This window comes from Winogradskyella alexanderae (assembly GCF_020166335.1).
Classification (GTDB): domain Bacteria; phylum Bacteroidota; class Bacteroidia; order Flavobacteriales; family Flavobacteriaceae; genus Winogradskyella; species Winogradskyella alexanderae.
Map to the genome: position 1 here is coordinate 164,299 of NZ_JAIUJR010000005.1, position 24,256 is coordinate 188,554.

The window sequence follows — 24,256 nt, forward strand, 5'->3', positions numbered from 1 at the left end:
CATGGTTGCTTAAAATGGCATGGCGTGATGCCAAGGCAAGTCGAGTACGATTACTTTTGTTCATGTCTTCAATTATTTTAGGTATTTCTGCTGTTGTAGCTATACAGCTGTTTAGTGAAAATCTAAGCGATAATATACAGAAGCAGTCTAAAAACCTCATGGGTGCTGACTATATAATTGACACGCGACAAGAACCAACGGAGCGCGCACAAGAAATTATCGACTCGCTTAAACCGGATGCAAAAGAGGTCAATTTTGTATCCATGATTGCATTTCCTAAAAATGGCGGTACAAAATTGGTGAATGTTCGAGGTATGCAGGGTGACTTTCCGTTTTACGGATCAATGAAAACCGAACCAATTTATGCTTCTAGTATTTATCAAGAACGAAATGGTGCTTTGGTAGATGCTACCTTGTTATTACAATTTGATATTATTCCGGGCGATTCTATAAAAGTCGGAAAAGTAACCTTTCCTATAATAGGTGCATTAAAATCAGTACCAGGAAGCAATGCGCTTTCAACATCTGTTGCTCCACCTGTCATAGTCCCATATAATACTATTGATGCAACAGAACTACTTCAATTTGGTAGTCGCAAAGAATATCAATTCTTTTATAAGGCCTCAGACACTCTAGACTTAAATGCCTTTGAGTCTAAAGTAGATCCAATGCTCGATATTGCAAATGCGGACTTGGACACACATACAAGTACCAGTCGCCGTTTAGGCAGACGTTATGAAAACGTTGGTAAATTTTTAAATCTAGCAGCATTTATAGCCTTGTTACTGGGCTGTATTGGGATTGCAAGTTCAGTTCATATTTACATAAAAGAAAAATTAAAAGCGATAGCCATCTTAAAATGTCTTGGAGCAAGTCGAAAACAGAGTTTTCTCATTTTTCTACTTCAAATTTCAGGTATTGGTGTACTTGGTGGTTTAATTGGTTCATCAATAGGCGTTGCATTGCAAGGCTTGTTTCCTTATATACTTAAGTCCTTTTTACCATTTGAAGTTGAAATGTCTATTTCAATTCAGCCAATAATTATTGGTATCCTTCTTGGTCTTTTTATGTCAGTATTGTTTGCCTTGATTGCATTGTTGCATACATGGTACGTTTCGCCATTAAAGGTGTTGCGCATAAGCGAGGAGCCAGTACAACCGCGTATTGTCCGCACGCTAGTGTTTTGTGCAATAATGTTGTTTTTATATCTGTTTTCATTATGGTTATTAAAGGATGCCACCTATGCATTAGTGTTTGTTCTGGGAGCTTTAATTACATTTATTGTAATTGCAGTTGTGGCCAATTTTTTTATGAAACTAGTCAGACGATTTTTCCCAAAATCATGGAGTTTTACGGCCAGACAAGGTTTGTTAAACCTTTACAGGCCAAATAATCAAACTGTTGTTTTAATTCTAGCAATCGGGTTGGGAACGTTTTTGATAAGCACGCTTTATTTTACAAAGGATATACTGTTGGCAAAAACAGAAGTAGGCCCAACCGCTGAAAATGCAAATATTATAATCTTAGATGTGCAAAGCAATCAAAGGCAGGAAATGGAATCACAGCTTAAAACCAATGAAGTCCCAATTCTAGACAATATTCCTTTGGTAACAATGCGAATGCATAAAATAAAGGATAAGCTAGTAAATGATTTAAAGCAAGATACAACCAGACAGGTTCGAGGTTGGATTCTTAATCACGAATTTAGAACAACGTATCGGGATAAATTAATAGCATCGGAAGAACTTATAGCAGGTAAATGGAAGCCTAGTTTGGAGAAGAATGAAGGTATAGTTATTTCAATTTCAGACAATCTTGCTGAAGACGCCAAAGTAGATATAGGCGATAAAATAGTATTTAACGTTCAAGGGGTTTTAATGGAAACCACAGTTGGTAGTATTAGGCAAGTGGATTGGGGACGTATGCAGCTTAATTTTTCGATTGTTTTTCCAAAAGGTGTTCTTGAAGACGCACCTCAATTTAGTGTCTTTACAACTGCAGCATCAGACGAAAAAGCTTCGGCAAAGTTACAACGCAACTTGGTCGATAAATTTCCAAACGTAACAATAATTGATCTCAGGCAAGTTTTCAATATTGTTGAAGACATTTTAGAAAAGGTTTCTTGGGTAATAAACTTCATGGCATTTTTTAGCATTATTACCGGCTTTATCGTACTTGTTGGATCTGTAAGAACAAGTAAATATCAACGTATCAAGGAGAGTGTACTTTTGCGCACCCTTGGTGCTAAGAATACGCAGATATTAAAAATTTCAGCATTGGAGTATTTGTTTTTGGGCGCCCTAGGAAGTTTGGTGGGAATTCTATTGGCGCTTATTAGTGGTTTGTGTTTAGCCTTATTTATATTTCAAGAACCGTTTACACCTTCACTAATACCATTTATTGTCTTTTTACCAGGCATTACTTTGCTGGTACTCTTAATTGGATTAAGCAATATTAGATCGGTTTTAAGTAGTTCACCTTTAGAAGTTTTAAGAAGGGAAGTCTAACGTCTGGATAAATTTTTGATTTTTCTGTTTTTTATAAAGTAATTCCTCGTATATGACTTTATAGTTCAATTGATCGCGTTTCAATTTAAAATAAAACTCGTAACTTAATGTGGTTAATGCATCAATTTAATCAGTTTATCACTAATAATCAATCAATATGTCAACTCCAGAAGTATTTTCATTGGCCAATATGATCGCGATGCCAATGTGGTTACTTATGATCATTTTACCTAAATGGAAAGTAACCCGTTTATTAATCGATTTTAAAGTCATCCCGCTACTATTATCTATTATCTATGCGATCTATATAGTAACTTCAATGCTGAGTGGTCCTCCTATGGATTTTGGTAGTTTAGAATCGGTAATGAATTTATTCACAGTTGAAAATGCTGTTTTGGCTGGCTGGGTTCACTATCTAGCATTTGACCTAGTAGTAGGTATGTGGATGTTGGATGAAAATAAAAACTTGAAAATTCATCCATTAATAATGGCACCATGTCTTATTGGTACATTTATGCTTGGACCAATTGGTTTTACACTATTTATGATAATAAGAGCTTTCAAAAAAGGAAAGTAATGAATTACCTGAAACCCATTTTTAGGTCTAATTTATAATTAATTTTATTTAACCCATCACAAATAAAAATGAATCAATCAACAAATCATCCCGTTTTAAAGAAAGACCGAATCATTGCTCTCGATATTCTACGTGGACTTGCCATTCTTGGCATATTAATAATGAATATTCAAAGTTTTTCAATGCCTGGCGCTGCCTATTTAAATCCTATGGCTTATGGTGATATTACAGGAATTAATAAGTGGGTCTGGATTTTGAGCCATGTGTTCGCTGATCAAAAGTTCATGACGATTTTTTCCATCTTATTTGGTGCAGGTGTTATTATATTCACTCAAAATGCTGAACGGAGAAGTGGGAAATCCGCTGGTCTTCATTACAGCCGTACCTTCTGGTTACTAATTATTGGATTGATTCATGCACATTTTATTTGGTATGGTGATATACTTGTATCCTATGCCTTATGCGGTTTCTTGGTTTACCTATTCAGAAAATTAAAATCGAAACCACTATTAATAATTGGTATATTATTTATAAGTGTTCACTCCTTAATATACCTATTCTTTGGAATGAGTATTGGGTATTGGCCAGAAGCGTCTGTTGCTGAAACCCAAAATAGCTGGTTACCTCCAATTGAAGCATTGCAACAAGAAATAAATGCCTATACCGGAAGTTTTTCAGAACAAATGGCACAACGATCCGCAAGTGCATTTATGCTTGAAACCTTTGTGTTTTTAACTACCTTTTTGTGGCGTGCAGGAGGTCTCATGTTGGTTGGAATGGCGTTCTATAAGTGGGGAATTATTTCAGCCTCAAAATCAAAAGCGTTCTATGTTAGAGGTTGGTTAATTAGTTGGTTAATAGGATTACCTATAATTATTTATGGTCTTATACAGCTTTTTGCTAACAATTGGTCTATGGAATACGGCATGTTTTTAGGGTCACAGTATAATTATTGGGGTAGCTTATTTGTATCCTTTGGGTATATCTGTATCATAATGCTATTTGTGAAGAGTGAAAAATTTAAGAGACTAAAATCAAGACTTGCAGCAGTTGGAAGAATGGCACTGACCAATTATTTAATGCAATCCATCCTTTGTATTTTCATATTCTATGGTATTGGATTTGCACTGTTTGGTGAAATTGACAGAACGGTTCAAATAGTAATTGTAATAGCTATTTGGTTGTTACAGCTTTGGTGGTCAAAACCTTGGTTAAAGAAATACCTTTTTGGACCATTTGAATGGTTATGGCGTAGCTTAAGCTACAGAAAGCGACAACCTTTTAAAGTAAAACAAGGCCAACTTTAGATTCTGTGACAGCGTGTCAAGACTGATTTTCATCATTTTAAAAAACAGATGGATGTTTTAGATTCCATTTACTTAATCAATTCTCATGATAAGATCAGGAATTCTAATATTGGCATTACTCATGACAACTACAAATAACGGTCAAAATTACCAAGAACGCCGAGAAGAAATGGTAAAAACGCAACTTCAAGGACGTGATATAACTGATCATGAAACCCTTAAAGCCATGCGAAAAGTTAAACGTCATGAGTTTGTGCCAAAGAAAGTTCAACATTTGGCCTATACAGATGGCCCACTTCCCATTGGATATGCCCAGACGATTTCACAACCCTACATTGTGGCCTATATGACGCAACAGCTTAAACCAAAACCGCACCATAGGGTTCTCGAAATAGGAACAGGTTCTGGATATCAAGCAGCGGTTTTGGCAGAGATTGTAGATACGGTCTATACAATCGAGATTGTAGAACCTTTAGGGCTCAGGGCAAAAGAAACACTGACACGTTTGGGCTATAAAAACGTTATAACCAAAATTGGCGATGGATATAAAGGTTGGCCAGAAGAAGCACCCTTTGATGCTATAATTGTAACTGCTGGTATTAATGAGGTACCTCCACCATTATTTGATCAATTGGCAGAAGGTGGTAAGCTTATTATCCCAGTTGGCACTAGATTCAACATGAAACTTATTTTATATACCAAAATCAATGGTAAGATTAGACATAAAGAAAAGTTGGCAGTTTCGTTCGTGCCATTTACAAGGGGTGATAAATTTTAATTGATTCTTTTAGTCGCTTTTTGCTTTGTGGCTAATAATCCTTAATTTAATAACAAATTAAAAGATTATGACAATAATGGTTATTGAGATTAGTGACTTTATGACTAGAGTAGAGGCTGTTCAGTATACCATTTTCACCCAAAAATTCCATTCGAGTGTTGCCAAAACATTGGGCAAATACAGAGGCCATATTCAAAGTAATGACAATAATAACTATGTTGTGACCTTTAATTCCGTTACGGATGCCGTACAATGCGCATTAGATATTCAGTATAAGTTCAAATATGTTACTCCTAAACATAAGTCTTTCAGTAGAAAATTAAATTTGGCCTTGGTTTATACTGATAAATTCAATGAAAAAGCCGTAGATACCTGCAAAAGACTTTGCGAAACAGTGAAGGACCAATTAGTGATTACCTCACAACTTAAGGCGTTATATGAAAAAGTTAATGAGCATGCCGAAATAGATAAGTCCCTTATCCGAACTTTAAAGCCAAAAGAAGAGGAGTTCCTAATTAATTTTATGGACTTTCTAGAGATTAACTGGCATGATGCCCAATTAAATATTGGTAAAATAACGCAATCATTAGGTCTTACTTATGGTCAGCTATACTGGAGATTACACAAATTAACAGGCTATACACCACAACGTTTTATCAAAGATTTTAGATTACATAAAGGTATGTTACTACTTCACAATCAACGAGGCAATATTTCTCAAGTAGCCAAGAATGCAGGTTTTAAAAGCGCTACACACTTTTCGGATAGTTTTTTAGAAACCTATGGCATTAGACCTTCAAAATATGTGCAACAGCACGCTCTTTAAGAAGTAGTGCTCAATTTGCTTTATAAAAAATAATATTAAAAAGCTTGCTTGGACAATCGTAAAATAACTAATGCAATTAAAGATTTAGTGCCGCTTTAACGCGCTCAACATTTAGATTATTAATAAGGCCCAATAAATTTGGATACCAGTTTTCATGGTACCCAAATTCCGGCTGTCTAAATTCTTTGATGGCCTGAGACTTTGTCCAATTCTCAAAAACAATTCGATAAACTGCTGTAATGATTCCTGTTCGGTCAGAACCATGCCAACAATGCACTAGCACTGGTTTTTTTGCGTCGTCAATTCGTTTTAATACTTCAATAATATCGTTTTCCGTAATTACTTTTGTTTTTAAGGGAATATGCTCTAATTGTAAATTAGTGTTACGTGCTTTTCGTCGGTCATCTTTAAGCCTCCGAAGATTAATAATAGTTTTAACACCCGCCTCTTCTAACTCTGCAAAACCTTTTTTACTTGGCTGTTCCGAGCGATAGTACCATTCATTAATCTGATAAAGATTTTTGAAAAAGTCCGATTCAACTTTTTCAGCCGGTTTTGTTTGCACTTTGATGTGTAAACCAACAAACAAAAAAGTAAGTGTTATTAAGAGTGTTTTATTCATATACCAGTTTCAACAAAAATAAGGCTAGATCTCATTTTTCCCATTAAAATTTAATTCTTTTTGGGAGCTAAATGGATCAGCTAAAGCATATCTGTTTTAGTATCATGGTGTCTTATCTAGACCACTTTAAATCCGTAAATTTGTATAAATCATTTAGGTTGTGGATTCTTTAACCCAAATTGTATTAGGCGCTTCTGTAGGTGAATTAACCTTAGGTAAAAAAGCTGGTAATAAAGCATTGCTCTATGGCGCTATTGCAGGAACTATACCAGATTTAGATGTTTTTTTCGGAAAACTTACCGATACCATAACAGCGATAGAATGGCATCGTGGTTTTAGCCATTCTATTGTATTTAGTCTTATAATGGCACCTCTCTTAGGTGTACTGGTTAATAAAATTGAAAAACGATTAAATCTAGGCTGGAAGCCATGGGCAAATTTGTTTTTTTGGGGATTGTTTACACATCCGCTTTTGGATGCATTTACAACTTGGGGGACACAATTGTTCTGGCCTTTAGATTGGCGAGTAGCATTTAACTCAATTTTTGTTGTAGATCCATTGTACACGATACCATTTCTATTGTGCCTTATTCTGGTTCTATTTTTAAAACGCACTTCAAAAAGACGACGGCAAATAAACCATTTTGGTCTAATTTTGTCTTCAACGTATTTACTGGTAACACTTGTATTAAAACAAATTGCTTTATCCAAGTTTGAACAAGCGCTTGAGGATCAAAATATTTCATATACCAAAATTAGTACAAGACCGTCACCTTTAAACACCATTTTATGGAATGCTAATGTTGATACGGAAGACAATTATCTGATTGCTGATTATTCATTTTTTGATACAAAACCCATAACGTTTAAAGCCTATGAGAAGAGAAGGGCACAATCGGAAGACTTGGTTTTCAAGACAAATATTAAGCGTTTAATAACGATAAGTGAAGGCTGGTATATTATTGAAAAAAAGGATGAAAATTGGTATTTTAATGATTTAAGATTCGGTCTGATTCCACGAAAAGACAAATCACCAATGTTTGTTTTTTCGTATTTACTTGAAGATGAAAATGGTGAAATAAAGGCTACGGAAGTTACAAAAACACGTGGCGATGCAAAATTTTTATTGTCTAGTCTATGGATACGATTTAAGGGCAACTAATAGTGTATAACAGAATAAATAGGATAAAATGGAACTGAGTTTTTTAAGATCGTGCAAACGGGAATTGATAAATGGTTATGCCAAAAAAAGACATCCGTTTCGGTACTTCAGCTTAGCAACAACGAGCAATGGTATGTCTAGGCAACGTACCGTAGTGTTGCGCAAACTTCTTTCTGATTTCACTTTTGTTATTTATACAGATTCGAGATCACAAAAAGTAATGGATATAAGGAATAACAATAGCGTAAGTGGACTGTTCTATCATCCAAAAAAGTTACTTCAAATCAGGGTAGAGGGAAAGGCCGAAATAATTACGGATAAGGCGATATTGAATGAATACTGGAAGAACATCAACGAAAATTCCAGAAAAGATTATACTACCTATTTAAAACCTGGAAGCTTAATTAACAATCCAGATGATGTTTCCTATAACCTGGAAGCCAACAATTTTTGTGTTATTCATATTATCCCCAATAGTATAGAATACCTCCAATTAAAACGTCCTAACCATTTGCGGATTTTGTTTACAAAAAGTGGTGCAGATTGGAAAGGTCAGTTTATAGTTCCTTGATTTTCTAGACATAAGACTGATTTTTGTCATAAAATTCTAGAAGAAATAGCCCTAAATTTAAGGGACTAATTTTTTTTAAGATGAAAACTACTGTACACTATTTTAAACAAGTAAGTTTTGTAGCTTTTCTAATACTTTTTGTCGGTTCATATAGTATTGGTAACGCCCAAGACAAAGAAAATGCCAAGCCTGAAACCGAATTACATCCTGAAATATTCTGGGATGTAAAGGCTTATAGACCTGAAACCACATTATTACAAGTTAAAGCTGTTGATAAAGATGGTAATTATCATGATGTGAAAGCAATACAATATTCGGAAGATACGAGTTTGCTCGATGTTAAGGTTCTCATGAATAATCAACGTCTACCAATTAAATTGATAGATATTAAAGGAGAAGCATTCCATCCGCTTAAGGGAATAGACCTAGATGGCAATCTATTAGATATCGTAGCCCTTACTGAAAGTGGTGAAGTATTAGAAGTAAAAGGTGTTAGTAGATCCGGAAACATAATCCATATCAGAGCCATTGCGGAGTACGGACTGTTTTATAACATTATATCGATATCCTCTGATGGTTCGATAAATGACGTTAAGGGATTAAAAATGCTAACAAGCAAAGTTGAAGGTATCATAAACGGTGTGCCAATTTTTGCGCATGTAAAATCAGTGCAACAAGATCATATCTAGAAAACATTTTTTAACTTTAAGGTATCTGCTTTTATTCTATAATTTAAATTGATTTGACCATGACCAACGAAGTTGTAATTACTGTAGTTCTTGGACTCATAGCTGTTTTATTTGCTTTTGTTTATCAGAAAAATAGAGGTTTAAGGCTTGTTATTGGCAGTTTAGGGGCTTTGCTTTTAATCTATGGCGGTTTCACTTACGGAACAATACAGCCTATACCATATGCTGAGACGTTTGACACCGGAAATAAGTTACAGGTAATATATCCTGTAGAACGTGTTCAGGTAATCTCGCCAGTAGATAAGGATACGGTTAAATGCCGTATACTGACCATGGGTGTTTATCCAGAAAGTCATAATAAAGATTTATGGGTACTATTAAAACCATCTGATGGTAAGTACTATCCACAAAGTGATTATACTAACACCTCCTATAAACTAAATGGGGAGTGGCAAGTGGTTACACGATTTGGTGGTGATGCTGGTGAGAACTATGAATTAATTGTTGTTGAAACCGATTCCATTGCATCTCAGTTTTTTAGCAATACCATTGCAAACTGGAAAAGTGCGAATGACTATGTTGGTTTACAGGTTGAGCAAATTCCTAGAACAGCAGTAGAACTAGAGCGTATATCTGTGACATTGGCAGATAACTGCAGAGGTACACATTGATAAACTAATACTATTAAACTAATCCTAACCCTTGATTTATATTATCAAGGGTTTTTTTTGAATAAACCTTAAATAAGCTCTTTTTTAAATATTTTCATACTTTTAGTGAACATGATGCGCAATAGAACCCTAAATACTATCATTTTTCTATGCTTAATACTAGTCTCTTGTGAAAGTAAAATAAGCAGTAATGAAGAGGTGTATAATGCTATTGTGGCCAATTCTGTTGATCGTGATTTTGAAGACATCAAAAAAGATGGTGTCTTAAGAGCCCTAGTCGTTTATAGCAGCACCAGCTATTTCCTATACAGAGGCCAACCCATGGGATTTGAGTACGAACTGTTGAAACAACTTGCCAATCATCTTGATTTAAAGCTCGAAATTGTGGTATCTAAAAACTTGGATAATGAGTTTGAGGTACTAAATAGAGGCGATGTAGATCTAATTGCTCATGGTATGACTATTACCAAACAGCGCAAGTGGGAAGTAGATTTTACAGAATATTTATACCTAACAAGACAAGTTTTAGTACAACGTAAACCAGATAACTATCGTCAGTTATCTTATAAATCGCTCCAAAAACAAGTTATAAATGATCCCATTGAACTTATTGGCAAAACAGTTTCGGTAAGAAGAAATTCGGCTTATTACGAACGCTTAGTAAGCCTGTCCAATGAATTGGGTGGCGATATCAATGTAGATATCTTGGATAGCTCTTTATCTACTGGCGAAATCATTGATAAGGTTGTTAATGGTGATATTGAGTACACTATTGCAGATGAAAACCTAGCCAAGATTAATGCTTCATATAGTCCAATATTAAAGATTGATGTACCTATATCACTGTCACAACGTATCGCTTGGGTAACACGAAAAAAATCCAAAAAATTTAGAGCTGAAGTAGACAAATGGATCTTATCAAAGCGGAATAAAAAAGACTTTAATATTTTTTACAATAAATATTTTAAAAATAAGCGCTCGTTTAGACGAAGAACAAAGAGTGAATATTACAGCTTAACAAATAATCAAATTAGTAAATATGACGACCTGATTAAGACACAGGCAAAGAAACTAGATTGGGACTGGCGTTTATTGGCATCGCAGATCTATCAAGAATCACGGTTTGATCCCACAGCAAGTTCGTGGGCTGGGGCAGAAGGCTTAATGCAGGTTATGCCTTCAACCGCTGAAGCTTTGAATATTAAAGATCCATCCAATCCAGAGCAAAGTCTAAGAGGTGGCACCAAATATCTACAACAATTATACGGTCAGTTTTCGCACATACCAGATAAATTAAATCGTATAAAATTCACCATGGCATCTTATAATTGTGGTCTTGGTCACGTTCAAGATGCACAACGCCTGGCTGAAATGAATAATTTAGACCCAATGCAATGGGAAGACAGCGTAGAGGATATGCTGTTGGCGTTGCGCTATCCCAAGAATTATAATAAGCCAGTCGTAAAGCATGGGTATGTAAGGGGATCAGAACCTGTAAATTACATAGCCCAGATATTTGAGCGTTATAACCACTACAAGCAGTTCATTGATTAGAATTCCACAAGGACTAATCAAAACATTATTTTTTATTCGTATTTTTAAGCAGTCAAAATTAGTTAGGGGATTTTGACAAACCCACAACTATATTAATAGCGAGGGAAAAGCCCTTGTTAATAGTAATTGAAAAGCACCATTTTGGTGCTTTTTCTTTTGTTAGAGTAGTATTTCAGCAACTTCCAACCAGTTAAATACACGCTTATAATCCGTTTCTTCCTGGTTGTGGGGCGAATCAAATAGCAAAGTATCGCCTTCGAATTTCTTCAAATTATAGGCTCTGTCATCTATTAATAAATCACCTCTTAAAATAAATTTATGGCCACAGAGTATGCGGTATTGCCAATCTATAAACGGAAAATGCTGGTCTAGCCAATCACTTTTTTCCTTCAATGAATTAGGAAATTGCGTTGCCGCTGTAGCAATATAGACCTCGTGCTTTTGGCATAATGCCTCCATAACTTTTTGGCTGTCTTTTTTTGGTTCTAAATCAATAAAAAAGCCATTTTGCCTAACATGTTTACGGATAGAGTCCTGGTGTTCCTCTGGGACATTTTGCCAAACTTCGCCGTTGGTCAATGCTTTGACTGAAAGTTGGGCATTGTGTTCTATATTATATAGTTCTACATGCTTGGCGTAGGTATCTGCCAAAACATCGTCCATGTCTACAAATAGTGTCATTTGGTTTTTGTTGCAAATTTACTGGTCTTTAAGTTCAACGTCAATTAAAAGTAGAAACTTAATTTTAATTTAATATGGCCTTGACATTTTTAAAATACAATTTGGATAAAGTATTTTACATAATATTAAACAAGCCATTGTATGCGTTAAATAGAGTAAAAGTCATTTCTCATAAATCGCGTAAAACAATATTCCTTACATAAATTATCAAATACGTCAAACACAAATCACAGATTTGTATTCAAGAAGTCGTAAATAAATATTAGATATGTCCAGAATAATTTTGAGACTGTAGTGATTTGATAATTAAATATTAAAAGTGTCCTATAATAATAACACTTGTACATAATCTTAATCGTTATAGAACACTGCCGTGTTACTAGAACTAAGATTATGTCAAATATCACCTAAAGGTGCTATTATGCTTTATCATACAATTGTCCTATAATTTATATTATGTAAAATAGTATTCACAAAGTATATTAATCTTCTCCTCTGTATCCTAATAACATCTTCCGCAGGATAATGCCATAAACTTCACTTAAATAATTTTATAGAACGTTATTCTTTGTTTTTATAAAATTCAATCGCTTTTAAGAGTTTCATTCCACCAGATGCAGTTTGTTCATTTATGTAATGGTCAAGATTAAGTTTGGGATGATGTGCCTTGTTCCAATTAAGCAGTTCCGTTCTGTTCCTTTCCCAAGTTGCCTCGTCAAAATTCAACGCTTCCTCTTCTACGGCTATTATTTTATTATTTTCAAATCTAATGCTATAATTGGTTAAAAAGGGTTTTTGCATAAAGAAGAAAATCCGCTTGTCAGATTTTGAAACCTTTGCTTTGACAGATCCGTTATGCAAATTCATTTCAAGCACTTCATAAGTCGGCTCAAAAACGGAGTCCCATTTTAACCAGTTACTCAGGTAGTCCTTTTTTGAGTATCTCACTTCATATTCATACTTCGGTATCGTGATTATAAGGCTATCAGCTAATACATCTTTCATTTTCGAACTATTCGACGCGTTAAGAGCCTCAAAATAGTTTTCAGCCATTTTAAGCTTGTCAACTGCCTTTTCAGCGTTCTTACAGCTCACAAATCCTACTAGAAGAACGAGGGAAATTATTAAAATTCGATTCATATTGTTTTGATGGATCATAATACGCTACAACAACTGTAAATGATATGCAGACATAATTGCGATAGACAATTTTACGCTAAAATACGTACATCACAAGGTTAAATAAGGGCTACATTTATTAACGATTCTATCCGATTTAGGATGTAATTCGTCGAAAAACTAAAGAAATAAATCCATTTTAGCAATCAATAGCTATATTTGATTTCCCTCATTTCCCTCATTTCCCTCCGCAGACTATAAAACTTAACCTAAATGAAACCTACGCGATCTCGATATCAATCGGATAAAACTCGAATTCAATTACTACATCAATACTATTCTTACACTGGATTTTATGATTTTGTCTGGATTGCAATAAAGAATGCCTTTCCATATGTTGTTGGTTTTATTGCAGCTGTTGTTACGGCAAATCAATTTATTGATGTAAATGCAACTTTAGCCCGTGTAACAGAACTTTTACCAGTTTATGGTGTATTAGGATTCTTCTTTTTGTCAGAAACCATACTTGGTCTTGTACCTCCTGAGATATTTATCGCTTGGTCTGGTAATATGCCAAGACCATGGCTGTTTTTAAGTATTTTGGCTTTATTGTCTTATTCTGGTGGCTTAATGGCCTATTGGTTAGGTAAATTTATTACAGCTATGCCTGCTGTTCATAACTATTTAGAGGTTAAAATGGCGAAACAACTCAGAAACTCCAAAAAATGGGGTGGTATATTAATCGTTATAGGCGCTTTATTACCAGTTCCATTTGCCGTATCATGCATGACCGCAGGTATTATTAAATATCCTTTTAAAAGCGTGGTATATTATGGCTCGTTACGCATCTTGCGCATTTATGCCTATGGTTTTATCGTTTTCAGTATGCTTTAATTTGCTGAATGACTCTAATACCATGACTCTTAAATTAGAGGCCTCGGCTAGGTCTTTGAAGGTAATCCGTTAAATAGAGTCCATATTTTTTTAATGACTACTACCCCTTTTCAGCGCACATAGTTAAATACCTATTTTTGTACTTCTAATTAAACTAAGATGGATTCGCTTAATGTATATGGAAAGCCATTAATTTCTTGCTGTACAGATCCCATGACAGGTTACTTTAGGGATGGTTATTGCCGTACCATGATACAGGATACAGGAACGCATGTGGTGTGTGCAATTATGACCTATGAATTTTTACGTTTTACGAGATCGTGTGGCAATGACTTAACAACACCTATTCCACAATGGCAGTTTCCAGGTTTAAAACCAGGTGATAAGTGGTGTTTGTGCATATCCAGATGGCTGGAGGCAGAAAAGGCTGCTGTCGCACCAAAAATAGACTTAAGTGCTACACATCAAAAAGCGTTAGAATTTACAAGTCTAGAGCTGCTTGAAAAATATGCCATTTGAGCAATTTTCCATTAAAAATATGCCCTTATTCCTTTCGCATTTTATCTAGTGTGCTTTTTGCACTTTTTGCTTGTGGGCTGTCAGGATTGAGCTCAATGACTTTCATATAACAGGCTTTGGCCTGTTCATAATTCTCAGCATGCCGTAAAGCATCTCCTAGGTTTTTCCATGATAATTCAGATTTAGGAAATGCTTGCGTGGTTAACTGTAGCACAAATATGGCACCTTGGTTCTGCTCACCTCCTATCATATTATAAGCCGCGCGGTTAAACTGGTCTTCAAAATCTACAAAGGCATAACGCTCGTCCTGTATCATCGCCAAAGCCTCTTGCTTTACACGTTCCATTTGACCAGACATAAATAAATTGGTTAAATGCCCCATCGGATCCAAAACAAAGCCTTCAGTTTCAAAATCCAGTGCCTTTTGTAATACTGGATCTTGATTGGTGCTGTATTCTGTAAAGGTCATTTCCACTGGAGCATGAGGAGCAGTCCAATCCTCATTTTCCCATTGAGGCTTGTCTTGCCACCAGGCAAAGGACAAATACACCGGCAACTTACTATTAGGCAACATGACACGTCTGTTATCACCATAAAAATTAATGTTTTCACCACTAGGCTCACCTACAAACACCACATTGGTGTAATTATCCAGCTCATTTATTAGATTCTGACAGGCTGAAAACGTACGTCGGCCAATTATTACAAATAGATGTCCCGGTTTGTTTATCTTTTCAGATTTAATAATGCCAGTAACTATAGGCTTATTCTTGTAATTATTACCTCCTCCATTGAGTCGTACGTCTATAATGAGCTTTTCAACATCATTGCTTTCAATGAAATCAAAAAGCTTAGCATAAAACGTTGGAATATCCTCCGATGGATCGTCCTGAATTTGACTATGGCGAACATAAACGGCCTTTTCCTCTGGTAAATATTCGTAATAGTAAATCTTATCTAAATGCTTTAAGTATAATGGCGTAATCTCTTGATTACGTGAGCTCAACCACTCGCCTTCTTGTTTCATATAACCATAGCGCGTTCGACCTCTTTCAGGTGTAAAAGACGATAAATCATAGTCAAAGGTATTGCCATCTTTCACCACAGTATATGTAATGGTTTGCTTAAGTTTTTTAGTAACACCTTGTGCATGCAGCATCTCAGGTTGTGCTAGATATCCGGTGCCATAAGCTTTGAACCATTGATCATTCTCAGCAGGAAATGCAGGCTTAATACGTCTTAAAGCCTCCTCTACTGGAACACCTTCAATCTTTAGTAGCTTACCTCCTAGTATTGCTTCATGGGATTTATGTACTCCTTCTATATAGATACCATCCTTAAAATGATATAGATTAACCGGTAGTTTATGATAATCTATTACGCCTTCTCTATTCCCAACTCTCGTATGGCCATATTTAAATAAGGAAACGATTCTTTCAAAGCCCACTAGGATTTCATGCTGTTCCATATTGGGTATGGCATCATGAAACTTCTCTACCTCGCTATTAAAGGTTTCGGACGTTACTTTTTTAAATAAGAACGGGTATTTATTGTTTATGGTATTTTGCAGAAACCTAAGGTCTTCTTGCCATTCTTTAGTGTCTGTGACGTCTTGTGCTCTTGTCTGTGTGTAGAATAATGCGATAAATACCCATAGAAGCATATTCAATGGAAGTTTGATTGGTGGTTTCATAAGATTTATTTTTTTTGATTGATTGTAGTTTATATATCAGAATATAAGAAAACTTGTAAAGTGAGTTACCTATTTATACAGTAAATAGACCCCTACAATTTAAATATGTTACAGTTGGCACATGAAAAATAATGACATTTTAATCGTTAATCTTTAATGATTAGTTGGCCATTAACCAATTTAACTAGTTTTGTATTAGTTGGTTTGTACACTCTATGTATGATCAGTATACTTGTGTTTTTTACTTACTTGGCCCATAAGTTATTAACAATCATAGGTTTATAACTATTAAACTGACCGGCGTCATTGCAACATTCAGGCTTGTGTATTTAATTCGTGCCCAACTAATCTTCAATGATTAGTTTTAATTCAATTATTAATTTTTTAATCCAATATTATGGTAACTATTATTAACAAAAGATTTGTAGAGGACTATAGAGAAGCTATAAGTGGCAAAGCAAAAACACCTGAGCTTATCAATAGGTATGTTAGTGATCCTGAACTATTGGAACATATAGCTTTTTTTGAAGCTGCATTTCCAAAGTATGAGCTTTTTGCAGACGATTATGTTTGTGAAGATGATAAAGTAGCCGTCAGAGGACGTTTTAGAGGCGTTCATAAAGGTGAAATAATGGGTATGCCTCCTACTAATAGAACTGTTGAGTTCCCATTTGCTATTATCTATAGAGTTACAGATGAAAAAATTAGCAAAAGCTGGTTGTTTGCCGATATGATGGCAATTAGAAAACAATTAGAGGTAAACCCTAACCTTAATTAATTTAATTTCCTACAAAATCTAATTTCTAAGGCTCAAAACCCTAGGCTAAAACATAAAGCCTAGGGTTTTATGCTATATGTACCAGTATAAATTTGTTAAAATTTTGCAGTTTGTCGGATTCTAAAAAAATAATGTGTTTTTAATCGGATGTTTTAGTGGCTTTATCAAAAAATCAAAGCGCTAACGCATTCTCTATTTAATTTCGATAGAAGATTGCCCCACAATCTATTTTAAAACCTAATTGATTATGGACACAAACTTTTCATTATTTAATCAGATTAATAGTCTTTGTTACTGGTTGCTTAATTTCAGTGATTACCGCAGTTCAATAATTCTAGATGCAGATAGCGATGTTTATAGCATTTGCATTAAACATGGTGGTGTTGAACTTTACAGCAACGAAATTAAAGGCTTTAGTAAACGTAATCCGCGTTTTTTAGAACATGAACTGGATGCTATTGTTGCAGGTTTATTGCATTTAAAACAAAACGTAGATACCAAACGCTCAGCATAAGGCAAATTTAAATTAGTTATTATTCCAAAAAAAAGCCGATTTAAAATCGGCTTTACTGTTTTTAATAATTTATGATTTACTTTCAATCGCAGAAATGATAGTCATTTATAGTACCAATTACGCCATAGCACTTCGAACTAGGATAAAGCCGAAAGGTAAACTGTGAATATAAAGACGAATAATATGCTCAGTGCAAAAAAGGTAATGGAATGGCGTACACTCTTAAATTTATCGTCTATTATCTTGCTTTCGGCATGGATTTGTTCTGCCAGTTTTTGATAGAGTTCGTCTTTTGAACCACATACTTTAATAATTTCCTTGCAAAATTCTTCAACATTATCAAATTCGTTAACCGCATCCCTAAAGAAAAATACATTCCTTTCGTATTTCATTTCCATTACCGGCTTAAAGCATCTAAAACAAAAGAATATGGATATAGTTACCATAAGCGCCCATAAAATCATAACGGCTAAAACAAAACTGTTTTCTACAAGCAGTGTTTTAAATTCATCTATGCGATCTATAAATATCCCTATTATTAAAGAATGAAAGGAAAATACAACACCAGCTTTGAGTTCTGAGTTTTTAATGAGCTTTTCTAAGCGTTCCAGTTGTTCCCAATAATTGTTAGGATCTTGAGCCATATTGGTTAGTTTATGCCGTCAATTTACAAAATACATTTTAAGGTGCCCTCTGTTTTTTACTTCCAACTCACCTCGGTAGGTGCATTCAAAGTCAGATTTTATCCTTTCATACGTGTATTCCGAGATGTTAATCCGTCCAGGTTCTGAAGTGCTTTCCATCCTTGACGCTATATTTACGGTATCGCCCCAAATATCGTAAGCAAATTTGTTTTTACCAACAACACCAGCAACAACAGGACCCGTATTAATGCCAATTCTAATATCAAAGGTAGCGGAGGTATGTACATCATCCTTAGCTTTAACCACAAAATTGTTCATTTCTTGTGCGGCAAGGATCATTTCCTTGGCCTTATCAACATTGTCAAAACTAAGGCCTCCAACGGCCATATATGCATCACCTATGGTTTTAATTTTTTCTAAACCATGACGTTCCATTATTAAATCGAATTCAGTAAAGTAATAATCTATTGTTTTAACCAATTCTTCTGGTGAGAGGCCTTCGGCATATTTCGTAAAGCCCTTAAAATCGCTAAACAGAACAGTAACCGAAGGATACTTTTTTGCTTCTACTCTACCCTTATCTTTCAACTCTTGCGCTGTTTCTTCCGGCAAGATATTTAGTAATAGTTTATCTGAACGCTCCTTTTCATTTGCAATAATCTTGTTGGTAGCCCTTACATATTTGTTACGCCTGTACAGACCAAAGGCCAATAAACCAATAAGAAATAAAACGCCTACGGTAGACCAAATAATGATACGTTGGGTTTTCTGTTTTTCCTTTGCTATAGCCTTTTCTTTTGAAACCTCAAATTCAGTACGTACATCCGCAGCTTTCTGTACTGATTGGAGGTTGACTACAAGGTCGCGGTAGACAATATGCTCCTTAAAAAACGGATATGCCGTTGCAAGATCACCTTTACTTTCATGGAATTCTGAAAGTTTTAAATTGGCTTCACTTATTTGATCTTTTAAACCATATTTTTTAGCTAAATTTAGACTTCTCTCCAAATATGTCAATGCCGTATTAAAATCCTTCTTCCTTGCATATATATCCGACATATAGGTAAGGTATATAGAGATTGGATAATAATCTTCTTGTAGTTCCAGTATTTCGATAGCCTCATTTATATTAGACTCTGCTAATTGGTCTTTGCCTTGTTCGGCATAAACCATCCCAATATTACCTTTATTATAGGCCGTACCAGTCAAAAAATTAATCTCTTGGCATATTTGAATAGATTTTTTAAATTTTTCTAATGCTGCATCGTATTTTTTATTGTTAAAATGAGCATCTCCAAAATTTATTAGTATTGATGCTAAATTGATAGAATCGTTAGTTTTTTCAATAAATGCTATGGCTTGGTTATAGTATTCAATTGCAGTGTCAAAGTTCTCGTTAACAACATAAGAATCAGCAATGGCAGCGTAGGTTACTCCTTGTCCTTCGATATAATTTACCTTATTTGATGCTTCATTACTCTTGAAGAATGCCTCTAAGGCTAATTCTATATCTCCATTGTTAAAATAATAATACCCTTTCTGAAGATATCCACTATGAATATATTGATAATTCCTCTCTAATTCTGACAAAGCGATCAACTCATTGGCATACTTTAAAGACAATTCTGGATCGTTTAGTTCATTAAAAGATAAATCGCGCAATAATTCTAATTTCTCAATACCGTCTAAATTATTTTTCTTATAAATTACTGACAAACTATCTGCTACTTTTTGATCTTGACCAAAAGCAAACTGAACAACAATAAAAAAGAAGCCTATTGTAACAAAATAGGCTTTTTTTAAATGATGAAACATTTTTTGAAATTTTATGTATTCATTTTTATTCTGGGGTCAACAAAATATACGAAAGGATTTTCACCAATATTAAAAGCAACAGTATAAGGCTCATCACCATCTAAGTAATTTGCTCTTACTCTAGCTGTAATTTTTTTACCACCGCCTTTAGGACCCTGTAAACCAGGAGGAATTGGCGTATTCAGTAAGTCTTTCCCGTTTGTTGATTTTTTAGTAATAGTATCAATGTTTATTACATCCCTACCATTCTTGGCGACACCTTGCCACTCGCAGGTTGCACCTTTATTTACAGTAGACACATATGTTTCTGGATGCCCTGGGTTTTCTGCTGGATCACTTTGATTGTCCGTAAAAACAACGTATTTGTTTACATTTTCTGGGTCCGATACAAGTTTATCTGTATCAACTGTTAACGTAATGACTGTGTTGGCCGGTTTTCCTCCTCCCATAATTAGTGTGTTTTAAGTTAAAATAATTATTAATTGATTTATTTTTAGTTTAAAAATTCTACTAGTAGATTAAAATTGCCTAATCTAAATGTTCACGCGTTTACCCTTGATTCATATTCAAAATATTTAGCATTACCTACATTGCCCTCAGGTTTATATTTTAAGCCAAGAAAACGTAACCAAGACATCTGTTTATCAGGCTCTCTAGATTGCGAATATACCACAAGCGTACAGCCTTTATAATTATTAGATTGCTCTTCTAAAATTTGACGCATTTCAAACGTTACTTTTAAGGCTTGATTGTTCTCTTCCATATGCTTACTTGCCACCAAATAGCAGTGTAATACCGTTTCACTAATTTTAACTGCCATAAGTATAAGCAAGGGTAAATTATCTGATGTCCTAAACAGTTTACTAAAGCCGTCCTTACGAGATTCTTCAAACTGTTCTGTTAAGGTCTCAAAGGCTGTTTGCTCATTATATATATTATAAAGTTTCCACTCATACGTTGAAAATTTCCATGGATTCTTTAAAACATACCAAAGATCTTCTGCAGTAATCTCATCTTGGACTCTAGGCACTCTTAATTCCATTTAACTTTCATATAAAAATTAATAGGCACATTTGTTAAACATCACATAGGATAATGCTCAATACATTTAAACTGAATCATTATAATAGGTAGTAATTAGGGATAACAAAAATTTAGGTAATGTAAGCTGATAAGGTTATGCTAAAAATAGGTCATATTTTTCTGATAACCTAATGCACTAATTTAAAAAGCATGCATTTTTGATGAACAGTTGACTAATCTTCTGGTGGATAACCATGAATCTCTTCGAATTTCGCATCAAAGTTGGTTCTTAAATAGGAGTTTAGTTTCTTTTGGTAATCGTCCTTTAACCACTTTAAAAAGTTGCCCGTGCTTTTACTTATGCATTTTGCATAAATTTCAATACGCTGATTAATGTCGTCTTTCAGTAATTTTGCTAATGCTAGTGCATCGTAAACATCTTCACTGTTTTCTATGCATATTTTAGCATGGTGTTCTATAGACCGTTCTAGCACAACTTTAGATGATTCGCCTGCATCAACAGCATCTTTATAGCATTGACGTATATCAAAATAGGTATCTTCGGATTTAGAGAATTCGTCTTTTATGTCATCGGCCAATTCATGTTTAAAATTGGCTTCAATTGCCTCATCACTCTGAATGCGATCTGCATACCAATTAGGTGATTTAAAAATTAGTTGCCAATCTAGATCCGCACCCCAAGGTCCGAAACGGTATAAATTATTGCCCAAATCTATAATTGTGAACTTAGATTTGTTATTTAATATTCTAGACCCACGACCCACCATTTGGTAATATAAGGTCAATGATTTGGTGGCTCTATTCAGAATAATCGTATCAATTGTTGGCTCATCAAATCCCGTAGTTAGGATACTTACAGAGGTTAAAATGGCATTTGGTGTTTCACTAAACCAATCTAATATCTGTCGTCTTTGTTTTTTGGTGGCCGTATTATCTAAATGCATTATTGGTAATCCGGCTTGTCTAAAAGCATAGTAAACACTTATTGAGGTATTAATACCGTTATTAAAAATTAAGGTCTTTTTACCTAGCGAATGTTTTTTAAACGCGTCTATGGTTTTTTGAAGCATCGCAGGACTTGTATATAAGTCTTCAGAAGATTTTACGGTATAATCACCATTAGAGCCTATTTCTAATGAGGTCAAACTCATATCGTAAGCAAAAGTTTCCGCTCTAGCCAAAAATTCATTCTCAATTAGATTCTCGATGGTTTCACCGGCTATTAACTCATTATAATTGTCTTTCATTGGCAATTCCTTATTAGAGCTTAAAGGTGTTGCCGTTACGCCCAAAATAAAAGACTTCTCAAAGAATTTAAAGAGCTTGGTAAAGGAGTTATAATGGGCCTCATCAATTATTACCAACCCAACGTCAGAAATATCTAACATGTTATCATTTAACCTGTTATTTAAGGTTTCTACCATAGCAACAAAACAGGAATATTCGGCTTGATCATCTAAGTTAGCTTTACTACTAACAATCTTATTGGTAACTCCAAAACTTGTAAGCATCTGAGACGTTTGATTGCATAGCTCAATGCGGTGGGTCATCACCAAAACTTTTTTATTATGGTTTTTTAGGTATTGCCTAACCATCTCAGAAAAGATTACCGTTTTACCGCCACCTGTAGGTAATTGGTATAGCAAATGATAATCATCTGGTGCAGTATCAAATTTTTCAAAAATTTTACTAATAGCACCTTGTTGGTAGTCGTATAATTCCTTATCTGTTTTTTTATCCTGTATGGCTTGGTTGTTTTGAGACATAATTGGCTTCTGAAATACAAGGTGCAAAAGTACTTTAATTTAAGGGATGTTAAAGCAATTTGTGGTCAACAATATTTATTTTACTTTTGCGTTCGTCTTTTGGTTAGTAGCAAAAAAAATGAAAAACTTCACTTTGTTGTTTATCGCTTTAGTGTGCATTTTAAATGCGCATTCTCAAGATAACCTATCTAATAAAAGCCTAAAAATAAAACTTCCTATACCCTCGTTTAATAAGATAAACGATGTCCATGAGATTGAAATTCCAATAGTTAAAAAGGAAACTGTCATTAGCCCCAGATTTGATATAAAGTCTGAGTATTGGGATACGACTGTTTACAATCCTTATAAAGATTACGTCATAGCCTATCCGTTTAAAATTGAATTTGAGGATTCGCTCTATGCTTCACCAATCAATAAAGCAAAAGTAATTACCTCTAGATATGGTTGGCGACGTGGAAGGCCACATAAAGGAATAGATATAGATTTGGTAACTGGAGACAGCGTAGTATCTATGTTAGACGGTATTGTGCGTTTTGCTCGATATAGTCGTGGCCATGGCAGAACTGTTGTTGTAAGGCATTACAATGGTTTAGAAACAACATATGCGCATTTGTCCCATATTGCAGTAAAAGCCAATGATAGTGTGGTAAAAGGGCAATATTTAGGTAAAGGCGGTAATACAGGAAATTCTAGGGGAAGTCACTTGCATCTTGTTACGAGTTTTAAAGGCGAAAATATTCATCCTGAATATCTATTTGATTTTTCTGAGGATAATAAGATTCGTTCAGGAGAGCTCTGGGTTACAAGAAAATGGACTAGAGCGCGATACCACAACTCTAGACGCCCATCTAAATTGGCTTTGTTTAAATCTGAAGAGGAGGCTCGAAAAAGCTTAATCAAACAGACTAAAGTTTATATTGTTAGACGCGGCGATACGTTATCTAGGATTTCAAAACGAAATAATATCACAATAGCGTCTATTTGCAAGACAAATGCAATACGAAGAAATTCAACCTTAAGAATTGGCCAAAAGTTGGTCTTAGAGCTTTGATTTTATTGGAATATAGAAGTCTTCTTCAGATTTCTCACTTCCGTTGATGTATTTTTTACCCATAACTTGAAAGTGAGGTCTATCATCAATTACACAACCTGATGTTGGTAACCACTCCGATAGAATTTTACGATAAAGACCACCAGCATCAGTTCCTTTTAAAACAAATACTGCATATTCTCCTTTGGGAATTGTAAAGCCAACTAATCCATCTGGAATATTTTTTAAATCGGTTACCTCGGTACAAGCCATGATATCATAAGGCTGACGAGTGTCATTAAAATTGGCGTAGTACTGTAATGCAATTAATTCTTGCCCTACATTATTATCAATTTTATACTTGTTTGGCATGAATTGTTTCCATAGTGCAATTATTTGCTGCATTTCGCCGTGATGCATACTTGACTGCATGCCAATGACATACTTTTTATCTACGGTTTCAATTTTTGGATTCAATCTATTTATCGTCTTTAA

25 protein-coding genes are annotated in these 24,256 nt (G+C 34.7%); 15 read left to right on the plus strand and 10 right to left on the minus strand.

Translation table 11 applies throughout. The features are described 5' to 3' along the window. The first annotated feature begins 14 nt into the window (after nucleotides 1-14). The 5 genes from LBU54_RS09090 (at nucleotide 15) to LBU54_RS09110 (ending at nucleotide 5,995) form a co-directional block, all read left to right on the plus strand. Nucleotides 15-2,507 (plus strand): ABC transporter permease, encoded by a 2,493-nt coding sequence (locus tag LBU54_RS09090; protein ID WP_224528707.1) that lies wholly within the window; start codon nucleotides 15-17, stop codon nucleotides 2,505-2,507. A 157-nt stretch (nucleotides 2,508-2,664) separates the two neighbouring features. Beyond that, nucleotides 2,665-3,084 (plus strand): ABA4-like family protein, encoded by a 420-nt coding sequence (locus tag LBU54_RS09095; RefSeq protein WP_224528538.1) that lies wholly within the window; start codon nucleotides 2,665-2,667, stop codon nucleotides 3,082-3,084. Between the two features lie 68 nt (nucleotides 3,085-3,152). Next, nucleotides 3,153-4,391, plus strand: a complete 1,239-nt coding sequence (locus LBU54_RS09100; protein ID WP_224528540.1) for a DUF418 domain-containing protein — start codon at nucleotides 3,153-3,155, stop codon at nucleotides 4,389-4,391. Between the two features lie 85 nt (nucleotides 4,392-4,476). After that, nucleotides 4,477-5,169 carry a protein-L-isoaspartate(D-aspartate) O-methyltransferase gene (locus LBU54_RS09105; RefSeq protein WP_224528543.1) on the plus strand — a complete coding sequence of 231 codons (693 nt, stop codon included), beginning with the start codon at nucleotides 4,477-4,479 and terminating at the stop codon, nucleotides 5,167-5,169. 67 nt (nucleotides 5,170-5,236) lie between these two features. Continuing rightward, on the plus strand, nucleotides 5,237-5,995 hold the full coding sequence (locus LBU54_RS09110) for a helix-turn-helix domain-containing protein (RefSeq protein ID WP_224528545.1): 759 nt from the start codon (nucleotides 5,237-5,239) through the stop codon (nucleotides 5,993-5,995). Between the two features lie 76 nt (nucleotides 5,996-6,071). On the opposite strand, the gene LBU54_RS09115 is transcribed toward LBU54_RS09110, so the two are convergent. Beyond that, complete coding sequence (locus LBU54_RS09115; RefSeq protein ID WP_224528547.1) at nucleotides 6,072-6,617, minus strand: phosphatase domain-containing putative toxin; 546 nt, start codon at nucleotides 6,615-6,617, stop codon at nucleotides 6,072-6,074. Nucleotides 6,618-6,777: 160 nt separating this feature from the next. Here LBU54_RS09115 and LBU54_RS09120 point away from each other — a divergent pair, with 160 nt between their 5' ends. The 5 genes from LBU54_RS09120 to LBU54_RS09140 all read left to right on the plus strand — a co-directional run bounded on the left by LBU54_RS09120 (nucleotide 6,778) and on the right by LBU54_RS09140 (nucleotide 11,264). Continuing rightward, a complete protein-coding gene (locus tag LBU54_RS09120) occupies nucleotides 6,778-7,779 on the plus strand; it encodes a metal-dependent hydrolase (RefSeq protein WP_224528549.1) in 1,002 nt (333 codons plus the stop codon). Nucleotides 7,780-7,807: 28 nt separating this feature from the next. Next, entirely contained in the window at nucleotides 7,808-8,350 is a 543-nt protein-coding gene (locus LBU54_RS09125; protein WP_224528550.1) for a pyridoxamine 5'-phosphate oxidase family protein, read from the plus strand. Between the two features lie 80 nt (nucleotides 8,351-8,430). Then, the gene (locus LBU54_RS09130) at nucleotides 8,431-9,039 is read left to right on the plus strand and encodes a DUF7486 family protein (RefSeq protein ID WP_224528552.1); all 609 of its coding nucleotides are present in this window, start codon (nucleotides 8,431-8,433) and stop codon (nucleotides 9,037-9,039) included. Between the two features lie 59 nt (nucleotides 9,040-9,098). Further along, nucleotides 9,099-9,710, plus strand: a complete 612-nt coding sequence (locus LBU54_RS09135; RefSeq protein ID WP_224528555.1) for a hypothetical protein — start codon at nucleotides 9,099-9,101, stop codon at nucleotides 9,708-9,710. A 111-nt stretch (nucleotides 9,711-9,821) separates the two neighbouring features. Then, the gene (locus LBU54_RS09140) at nucleotides 9,822-11,264 is read left to right on the plus strand and encodes an MltF family protein (protein WP_224528558.1); all 1,443 of its coding nucleotides are present in this window, start codon (nucleotides 9,822-9,824) and stop codon (nucleotides 11,262-11,264) included. 159 nt (nucleotides 11,265-11,423) lie between these two features. On the opposite strand, the gene LBU54_RS09145 is transcribed toward LBU54_RS09140, so the two are convergent. Continuing rightward, the gene (locus tag LBU54_RS09145) at nucleotides 11,424-11,945 is read right to left on the minus strand and encodes a 5' nucleotidase, NT5C type (protein WP_224528560.1); all 522 of its coding nucleotides are present in this window, start codon (nucleotides 11,943-11,945) and stop codon (nucleotides 11,424-11,426) included. Between the two features lie 561 nt (nucleotides 11,946-12,506). After that, complete coding sequence (locus LBU54_RS09150) at nucleotides 12,507-13,085, minus strand: hypothetical protein (protein WP_224528563.1); 579 nt, start codon at nucleotides 13,083-13,085, stop codon at nucleotides 12,507-12,509. A 252-nt stretch (nucleotides 13,086-13,337) separates the two neighbouring features. Here LBU54_RS09150 and LBU54_RS09155 point away from each other — a divergent pair, with 252 nt between their 5' ends. Together LBU54_RS09155 and LBU54_RS09160 are read left to right on the plus strand one after the other, a co-directional pair. Continuing rightward, a complete protein-coding gene (locus LBU54_RS09155; RefSeq protein WP_224528566.1) occupies nucleotides 13,338-13,958 on the plus strand; it encodes a YqaA family protein in 621 nt (206 codons plus the stop codon). Between the two features lie 159 nt (nucleotides 13,959-14,117). Continuing rightward, entirely contained in the window at nucleotides 14,118-14,477 is a 360-nt protein-coding gene (locus LBU54_RS09160; protein WP_224528569.1) for a DUF2237 family protein, read from the plus strand. 25 nt (nucleotides 14,478-14,502) lie between these two features. Here the strand turns inward: LBU54_RS09160 and LBU54_RS09165 are convergent, their stop codons facing one another. Then, the gene (locus tag LBU54_RS09165) at nucleotides 14,503-16,170 is read right to left on the minus strand and encodes a tetratricopeptide repeat protein (RefSeq protein WP_224528572.1); all 1,668 of its coding nucleotides are present in this window, start codon (nucleotides 16,168-16,170) and stop codon (nucleotides 14,503-14,505) included. Between the two features lie 397 nt (nucleotides 16,171-16,567). Between LBU54_RS09165 and LBU54_RS09170 the strand changes: the two genes are divergently transcribed. Together LBU54_RS09170 and LBU54_RS09175 are read left to right on the plus strand one after the other, a co-directional pair. Beyond that, nucleotides 16,568-16,948, plus strand: a complete 381-nt coding sequence (locus LBU54_RS09170) for an ester cyclase (RefSeq protein WP_224528575.1) — start codon at nucleotides 16,568-16,570, stop codon at nucleotides 16,946-16,948. A 247-nt stretch (nucleotides 16,949-17,195) separates the two neighbouring features. Next, on the plus strand, nucleotides 17,196-17,462 hold the full coding sequence (locus LBU54_RS09175) for a hypothetical protein (protein ID WP_224528578.1): 267 nt from the start codon (nucleotides 17,196-17,198) through the stop codon (nucleotides 17,460-17,462). Between the two features lie 137 nt (nucleotides 17,463-17,599). On the opposite strand, the gene LBU54_RS09180 is transcribed toward LBU54_RS09175, so the two are convergent. The 5 genes from LBU54_RS09180 to LBU54_RS09200 all read right to left on the minus strand — a co-directional run bounded on the left by LBU54_RS09180 (nucleotide 17,600) and on the right by LBU54_RS09200 (nucleotide 22,731). Continuing rightward, nucleotides 17,600-18,106 (minus strand): Pycsar system effector family protein, encoded by a 507-nt coding sequence (locus tag LBU54_RS09180; protein WP_224528582.1) that lies wholly within the window; start codon nucleotides 18,104-18,106, stop codon nucleotides 17,600-17,602. A gap of 18 nt (nucleotides 18,107-18,124) precedes the next feature. Beyond that, entirely contained in the window at nucleotides 18,125-19,921 is a 1,797-nt protein-coding gene (locus LBU54_RS09185) for an adenylate/guanylate cyclase domain-containing protein (RefSeq protein ID WP_224528587.1), read from the minus strand. A gap of 11 nt (nucleotides 19,922-19,932) precedes the next feature. Beyond that, the gene (locus tag LBU54_RS09190) at nucleotides 19,933-20,370 is read right to left on the minus strand and encodes a hypothetical protein (RefSeq protein WP_224528591.1); all 438 of its coding nucleotides are present in this window, start codon (nucleotides 20,368-20,370) and stop codon (nucleotides 19,933-19,935) included. Nucleotides 20,371-20,462: 92 nt separating this feature from the next. Continuing rightward, a complete protein-coding gene (locus tag LBU54_RS09195; RefSeq protein ID WP_224528594.1) occupies nucleotides 20,463-20,963 on the minus strand; it encodes a hypothetical protein in 501 nt (166 codons plus the stop codon). A gap of 214 nt (nucleotides 20,964-21,177) precedes the next feature. Beyond that, nucleotides 21,178-22,731: a DEAD/DEAH box helicase gene (locus LBU54_RS09200; RefSeq protein ID WP_224528596.1), complete on the minus strand. Its 1,554-nt coding sequence runs from the start codon at nucleotides 22,729-22,731 to the stop codon at nucleotides 21,178-21,180. A gap of 118 nt (nucleotides 22,732-22,849) precedes the next feature. Here LBU54_RS09200 and LBU54_RS09205 point away from each other — a divergent pair, with 118 nt between their 5' ends. Then, a complete protein-coding gene (locus tag LBU54_RS09205; RefSeq protein ID WP_224528598.1) occupies nucleotides 22,850-23,782 on the plus strand; it encodes a peptidoglycan DD-metalloendopeptidase family protein in 933 nt (310 codons plus the stop codon). Here LBU54_RS09205 and LBU54_RS09210 read toward each other — a convergent pair. Continuing rightward, nucleotides 23,771-24,238: a GyrI-like domain-containing protein gene (locus tag LBU54_RS09210; RefSeq protein ID WP_224528600.1), complete on the minus strand. Its 468-nt coding sequence runs from the start codon at nucleotides 24,236-24,238 to the stop codon at nucleotides 23,771-23,773. The two genes, LBU54_RS09205 and LBU54_RS09210, sit on opposite strands and share 12 nt — an antisense overlap. Nucleotides 24,239-24,256 lie beyond the last annotated feature (18 nt).

Excerpts from the sequence above, each read along its gene's own strand:
- LBU54_RS09160 (WP_224528569.1), top strand. The coding sequence starts at position 14,118 with ATGGATTCGCTTAATGTATATGGAAAGCCATTAATTTCTTGCTGTACA.
- LBU54_RS09185 (WP_224528587.1), bottom strand. The coding sequence starts at position 19,921 with ATGTTTCATCATTTAAAAAAAGCCTATTTTGTTACAATAGGCTTCTTT.
- LBU54_RS09095 (WP_224528538.1), top strand. The coding sequence starts at position 2,665 with ATGTCAACTCCAGAAGTATTTTCATTGGCCAATATGATCGCGATGCCA.
- LBU54_RS09090 (WP_224528707.1), top strand. The coding sequence starts at position 15 with ATGGCATGGCGTGATGCCAAGGCAAGTCGAGTACGATTACTTTTGTTC.
- LBU54_RS09190 (WP_224528591.1), bottom strand. The coding sequence starts at position 20,370 with ATGGGAGGAGGAAAACCGGCCAACACAGTCATTACGTTAACAGTTGAT.
- LBU54_RS09135 (WP_224528555.1), top strand. The coding sequence starts at position 9,099 with ATGACCAACGAAGTTGTAATTACTGTAGTTCTTGGACTCATAGCTGTT.
- LBU54_RS09180 (WP_224528582.1), bottom strand. The coding sequence starts at position 18,106 with ATGGCTCAAGATCCTAACAATTATTGGGAACAACTGGAACGCTTAGAA.
- LBU54_RS09200 (WP_224528596.1), bottom strand. The coding sequence starts at position 22,731 with ATGTCTCAAAACAACCAAGCCATACAGGATAAAAAAACAGATAAGGAA.
- LBU54_RS09165 (WP_224528572.1), bottom strand. The coding sequence starts at position 16,170 with ATGAAACCACCAATCAAACTTCCATTGAATATGCTTCTATGGGTATTT.
- LBU54_RS09115 (WP_224528547.1), bottom strand. The coding sequence starts at position 6,617 with ATGAATAAAACACTCTTAATAACACTTACTTTTTTGTTTGTTGGTTTA.
- LBU54_RS09130 (WP_224528552.1), top strand. The coding sequence starts at position 8,431 with ATGAAAACTACTGTACACTATTTTAAACAAGTAAGTTTTGTAGCTTTT.
- LBU54_RS09100 (WP_224528540.1), top strand. The coding sequence starts at position 3,153 with ATGAATCAATCAACAAATCATCCCGTTTTAAAGAAAGACCGAATCATT.
- LBU54_RS09155 (WP_224528566.1), top strand. The coding sequence starts at position 13,338 with ATGAAACCTACGCGATCTCGATATCAATCGGATAAAACTCGAATTCAA.
- LBU54_RS09195 (WP_224528594.1), bottom strand. The coding sequence starts at position 20,963 with ATGGAATTAAGAGTGCCTAGAGTCCAAGATGAGATTACTGCAGAAGAT.
- LBU54_RS09170 (WP_224528575.1), top strand. The coding sequence starts at position 16,568 with ATGGTAACTATTATTAACAAAAGATTTGTAGAGGACTATAGAGAAGCT.
- LBU54_RS09145 (WP_224528560.1), bottom strand. The coding sequence starts at position 11,945 with ATGACACTATTTGTAGACATGGACGATGTTTTGGCAGATACCTACGCC.
- LBU54_RS09105 (WP_224528543.1), top strand. The coding sequence starts at position 4,477 with ATGATAAGATCAGGAATTCTAATATTGGCATTACTCATGACAACTACA.
- LBU54_RS09175 (WP_224528578.1), top strand. The coding sequence starts at position 17,196 with ATGGACACAAACTTTTCATTATTTAATCAGATTAATAGTCTTTGTTAC.
- LBU54_RS09125 (WP_224528550.1), top strand. The coding sequence starts at position 7,808 with ATGGAACTGAGTTTTTTAAGATCGTGCAAACGGGAATTGATAAATGGT.
- LBU54_RS09110 (WP_224528545.1), top strand. The coding sequence starts at position 5,237 with ATGACAATAATGGTTATTGAGATTAGTGACTTTATGACTAGAGTAGAG.
- LBU54_RS09150 (WP_224528563.1), bottom strand. The coding sequence starts at position 13,085 with ATGAATCGAATTTTAATAATTTCCCTCGTTCTTCTAGTAGGATTTGTG.
- LBU54_RS09140 (WP_224528558.1), top strand. The coding sequence starts at position 9,822 with ATGATGCGCAATAGAACCCTAAATACTATCATTTTTCTATGCTTAATA.
- LBU54_RS09205 (WP_224528598.1), top strand. The coding sequence starts at position 22,850 with ATGAAAAACTTCACTTTGTTGTTTATCGCTTTAGTGTGCATTTTAAAT.